General features: G+C 68.6%; 4 protein-coding genes and 1 pseudogene. All 5 read right to left on the minus strand.

Annotated elements, in window-relative coordinates:
* On the minus strand, nt 1–1,041 hold a 1,041-nt coding region (locus HC022_RS18515), incomplete at its 3' end, for a formate--tetrahydrofolate ligase (protein ID WP_167453407.1).
* Nucleotides 1,042–1,185: 144 nt separating this feature from the next.
* Entirely contained in the window at nt 1,186–1,782 is a 597-nt protein-coding gene (locus HC022_RS18520; protein WP_008886904.1) for a sulfurase, read from the minus strand.
* 97 nt (nt 1,783–1,879) lie between these two features.
* Entirely contained in the window at nt 1,880–2,656 is a 777-nt protein-coding gene (locus HC022_RS18525; RefSeq protein WP_167453408.1) for a methyltransferase domain-containing protein, read from the minus strand.
* Complete coding sequence (ftsH, locus tag HC022_RS18530) at nt 2,653–4,569, minus strand: ATP-dependent zinc metalloprotease FtsH (RefSeq protein WP_167453409.1); 1,917 nt, start codon at nt 4,567–4,569, stop codon at nt 2,653–2,655. Before ftsH ends, HC022_RS18525 begins: the two co-directional genes overlap by 4 nt.
* Nucleotides 4,466–5,327 (minus strand): annotated as a pseudogene (locus tag HC022_RS18535) (hypothetical protein); the annotation flags it as partial. The gene ftsH and the pseudogene HC022_RS18535, both read right to left, overlap by 104 nt.

Genomic DNA, 5,327 nt, shown 5'->3' on the forward strand with positions numbered 1-5,327 from the left:
GAGCTCGTCGCGCTCGAGCCCGCCGTTCATCTTGAGCGCCCGCACCGTCGCCACCAGCACCACGCAATCGGGGTGCAGCCCGGCCTTGCGGCATTTGATGTCGAAGAACTTCTCGGCGCCCAGATCGGCACCGAAGCCCGCCTCGGTCACCACGTAATCGGCGAGCCGCAGCGCGGTCTTGGTGGCGATCACCGAGTTGCAGCCATGGGCGATGTTGGCGAACGGGCCGCCGTGCACGAAGGCGGGCGTGTGCTCGAGCGTCTGCACGAGGTTCGGCTGCATCGCGTCGCGCAGCAGCACGGTCATGGCGCCGTCGGCGTCGATGTCGCGGGCGAAGACCGGGCTGCGGTCGTGGCGATAGGCCACGATCATGTCGCCGAGACGGCGCTGCAGGTCCTGCAGGTCCTCGGCGAGACAGAGGATCGCCATGACCTCGGATGCCACGGTGATGTCGAAACCGCTCTCTCGCGGGAAGCCGTTGGCCACGCCCCCGAGCGAGGTCACCACCTGGCGCAGCGCCCGGTCGTTCATGTCGACGACGCGGCGCCAGACGACGCGGCGCACGTCGATCTGATGCTCGTTGCCCCAGTAGATGTGGTTGTCCAGCATCGCCGCCAGCAGGTTATGGGCGCTGGTGATGGCGTGGAAGTCGCCGGTGAAATGGAGGTTCATTTCCTCCATCGGCACGATCTGCGCATAGCCGCCACCGGCGGCGCCGCCCTTCATGCCGAAATTCGGCCCGAGCGAGGCCTCGCGGATGCAGATCGCCGCCTTGCGCCCGATGCGCTGCAGCCCGTCGCCGAGACCCACGGTGGTGGTGGTCTTGCCCTCGCCCGCGGGGGTCGGGTTGATCGCGGTGACGAGGATCAGCCGGCCGCTCTTGCGCCCCTCGAGCCCGGCGATGAACGCCTGCGAGACCTTGGCCTTGTCGTGCCCGTAGGGCAGCAGCTGCTCGGCCGGAATGCCGAGTTTCGCGCCGATCTCGGTGATCGGGCGTTTCTGCGCTTCGCGTGCGATCTCGATATCCGGCTTAACGGCCACGGCTGCGTTCTCCTGTGTCTGACGATCCCGCGGACATTGCCCGAACCGCTCGCGAGAGGACAGACCGCAATCCGTATCGGGTCGTCGCGTTGCGGCGTTTCGGCCACCGACCGGGCCAGGCGGCGGGCCGTTGCCCGCCCGGGATCAGCCGCGCACCGCCTCGATATGGGCCCAGAACGGCTGGTCGGGGATGTGCAGAGTGAGCACGTCGCCGAGGGCCAGCCTACCCGGGCGCTCGACCCAGGCGGTAACGCCGCGCAGCCCGGCGGCGGCGGGCTTGAAGCGCTTGCCGAAACCCTCGCGCTCGGTCTCGATCTCGCGCCCGGGCAGCACGCAGGGGCGGTTCTCCATGTCCACCGCAAGCGTCAGCCCGTCCGGCCCCTGCAGGCGTGAGGACGGCGGGATGTGCGAGAAATCCGGCAGCCCCTCGAGCACCACCGACGTGCCGAGCCATTCGTGCTCGAGGGACCCGAGCCCCATGCGCTCGGCGATGCGGGCGATCTCCTCGACCGACATCATCGCAAGCTGGCGGACATTGCGGATCTCGGTGCCGCGGGGATGCTGCGACAGGAGACGGCTGCAGGAGGGGCGGGTCAGGCCGGAATGGCGCTCGCCCACCGCGCCTTCGAATCCGAGCTCGAGATGGTCCACCGCGACCGAGCGCAGCCCCTCGTCGGTCTCGGGGACGCGCCCGAGCCAGCGTACGGTGGCCGTGAAGTCAGTGGGTTTCAAAGCAGGCATGGTTCGGCAACTCCTTGGAATCCGGTCGACCTTGCCCAAGCCGGTGGTGGCGTCCAACCCGGCCGGGGCAAATTCACGATTATTTCGCGGTGGGCTGTCAGCGCGTGAGGGTGAAGAACAACCTGCGGAACGGGAAGAGAACGCGCCCGTCCGGGAACGGCGGATAAGCGCTGCCGATGACGCTCTCGTAGGCGGCGATCAGCCGGGTGCGGCCGGCCAGGTCGAGCGGCTCGAGCACCGGGCGCGCAAAGGTCGATTCGGTGAAGCGGCGCACCGGGTGGCCGGTCTCCTCGGCGGGCAGGTCCTGGTAGTACTCCGTTTCCCACAACGACAGCTTCCCGAGCGGCGCCAGAAGGCGGTGGTACTGCACCGGCAGCAGGATCGAGGGCACCGCGTCCGGGTCGGTGCTGTCGGGGAACAGCTCCTCGGCCAGCGTCAGCCACAGCCGGTGCGAGGGCGCGTTGTTCTGGTGCGGCACCTGCACGGCGAGCGTGCCGCCCGGTGCCAGCATCGAGACCAGCCTGGGCAGAAGCGTCTCGTGCCCGTCGAGCCAGTGCAGCGCGGCGTTCGAGAAGATCAGCGCGGGCGGCGTCTCGGGCTCCCACGTGGCGAGATCGGCCTCGAACAGCTCGTCGTAGCAGCCGATGGCGCGCGCCTCGTTCAGCATCGCGGGGCTCAGGTCGACGCCGGTGAGCGTCCGTCCCAGCTGCTTCAGCGCCGGGCCCACCGCGCCGCTGCCGCAACCGAGATCGACCACCGGCCCCTCGGGCAGCGGTCCGAGGCTGTGCAGCAGGTCGATGGCGGGGCGCAAACGAAGGCCCCGGAATCTGTGATAGAGTCCGGGGCCCCAATCTGACTTTGCGTCAGTGTTCATGCAGACGGCTCAGGCTCCAGCCCACCCTCGCCCGCCGGCTTGGTCTTGGGCTTGGTCTTGGGGATGGCGGTGACGCTGGGCGTGTCGTCGCCCGAATCCGTCTCGGTGCTGTCGCCCGCGTGTGGCGGCTCGCCCTTCATCACGCGCTTGATCTCCTCGCCGGTGAGGGTCTCGTACTCCAGCAGACCCTGCGCGAGGCGCTCCCAGTCTTCCTTGCGCTCGGTCAGGATCTGGTAGGCGCGCTCGTAGGCGTCCTGGATGAAGGTCTTCACCTCGTCCTCGATCATCTCCTTGGTGTGCGCCGACACCGAGAGACCGGCGGTGTTGCCCTGGTAGCCCTCGTGCGCCTCGGAGTAGTCGATGTTGCCGACCTTGTCCGACATGCCCCAGCGCAGGACCATGGCCCGTGCCAGTGCCGAGGCCTGCTGGATGTCGCCAGCGGGGCCGTTCGAGACGTTGGGCTCGCCGTACTTGATGATCTCGGCGGCCTTGCCCGCCATGGTCATCGCGAGCTTTTCCTCGCACTCGGATTTGTGCCAGTTCAGGCGGTCGATCTCGGGCAGCGAGACCACCATCCCGAGGGCACCGCCGCGCGGGATGATCGTCGCCTTGTAGACCGGGTCGCACTGCGGAAGGGCAAGACCCACGACGGCATGGCCGGCTTCGTGGTAGGCGGTCTTTTCCTTCTGCTCCGCGGTCAGGACCATGGACCGGCGCTCGGCGCCCATCATGACCTTGTCCTTGGCGTTCTCGAAGTCTTCCATCGTCACGAAGCGGCGACCGACGCGGGCCGCCATGAGCGCCGCCTCGTTCACCAGGTTCGCGAGATCCGCGCCCGAGAAGCCCGGGGTGCCGCGCGCGATGATGCGCAGGTCGACGTCGGGGCCGAGCGGGGTCTTGCGGGCGTGTACGCCAAGGATCTTCTCGCGGCCCTTGATATCGGGGTTGCCGACCATGACCTGGCGGTCGAAGCGGCCCGGACGCAGCAGCGCGGGGTCGAGCACGTCGCGGCGGTTGGTGGCCGCGATGATGATGACGCCCTCGTTGGCCTCGAAGCCGTCCATCTCGACCAGCAGCTGGTTCAGGGTCTGCTCGCGTTCGTCATTGCCACCGCCGTAGCCGGAGCCACGGTTGCGGCCGACGGCGTCGATCTCGTCGATGAAGACGATGCAGGGCGCGTTCTTCTTGGCCTGCTCGAACATGTCGCGCACGCGGCTTGCACCGACGCCGACGAACATCTCGACGAAGTCAGAGCCCGAGATGGTGAAGAACGGCACGCCCGCCTCGCCCGCGATGGCGCGTGCGAGCAGCGTCTTGCCGGTGCCCGGAGGGCCCACCAGCAGCGCGCCCTTGGGGATCTTGCCGCCGAGGCGCGAGAACTTCTGCGGGTTGCGCAGGAATTCGACGATCTCTTCCAGCTCTTCCTTGGCCTCGTCGATGCCCGCCACGTCGTCGAAGGTGACGCGGCCGTGCTTTTCGGTCAGGAGCTTGGCCTTGGACTTGCCGAAGCCCATGGCGCCGCCTTTGCCGCCCCCCTGCATCCGGTTCATGAAGTAGATCCAGACGCCGATCAGCAGCAGGAACGGCAGGAGCGAGAGCAGGAAGGCCTGGAAGCCTGATTGTTCCTGCTGTTCCGCCCGGACCGTCACGCCGTTGTCGATCAGGAGGTCCGTGACCTGGGCGTCCTGGGGTTTGACCGTCACGTAGTCGGTGCCATCGGTGCTGCGGTACCGGATCTGCTCGCCGTCGATGGTCACCGAACTGACGTTGTCCGCCTCGACCGCGGACACGAAGTCCGAATAGCTGATCTCACGGCTCTGCAGCGTGCTGCCGCCGCCCGAGAACAGGTTGAACAGCGCCAGGATCAGTAGGAACAGGACCACCCAGAAGGCGATATTGCGTGCGTTGCCCAAGGAAAGCCTCCAAACATGCCTTGCGCGCCCGAGCCGAGCGCGATGTACCTAACATAAGGATCGGGGCGACACGTTCAATGCGAAAGAAGAAAAGCAGGGTAGCGCTGGCCTTCGATCCCGCCCGGACAGAGCCGCGTCGTCCCGCCCGGGCCGATCCCCAGCGCATCGCAGGCGACAAGCCTGTCCCCATCCCAGATCGCCGGCAAAGCCCGTGCAACGGCATGAGGCGGCCCGCCTGCCCGGCGTTCCGCCGACTGCCGCGAATCTCGAGCCCTGACGGTGTCGGGTGGCTGACGCGCCACCTGCCGTCCCAGAGCCCGCCCTCCGTCACGGCCCGTCGCAGTCCGGCGACGGCGGCATATTCCCGGAAGATCCGGATCTCGGCTCGGTCGCAGCGCAGCTCGGCCCCGTGCAGGGTACCTCCCGCCCCGGCATCCAGCCGGTCGAGCAGCGCCTCGAGTTGCGCGGAGCGCGGGCGGTACTCCGCCGACGAGACGTATTGCAGCGCCGCCGCGAGAAGCCGCATGCGGGTGTCCGCCTCCAGCGCCGCGAAGGCGTCGCGGTCGAGGATGAGGTCGCCCGCGACGCCCTCGCGCCCGCAGCCGTGCCACGCGGCGACGGCGCGGGCCCGAAGCGCCTCGCGGGCGCGGGACATGCGCCCCGCCGTGGCGGCGAGGGTCTCGGTCCCGAGCCCCTGCGGCGCCAGCTCGGCCAGCAGCTTACGGACGCGGGCGCGGTCGTAGTGCGGATCCTCGTTG

The sequence above is a fragment of the Salipiger sp. HF18 genome, assembly GCF_011806505.1.
Lineage (GTDB): Bacteria > Pseudomonadota > Alphaproteobacteria > Rhodobacterales > Rhodobacteraceae > Salipiger > Salipiger thiooxidans.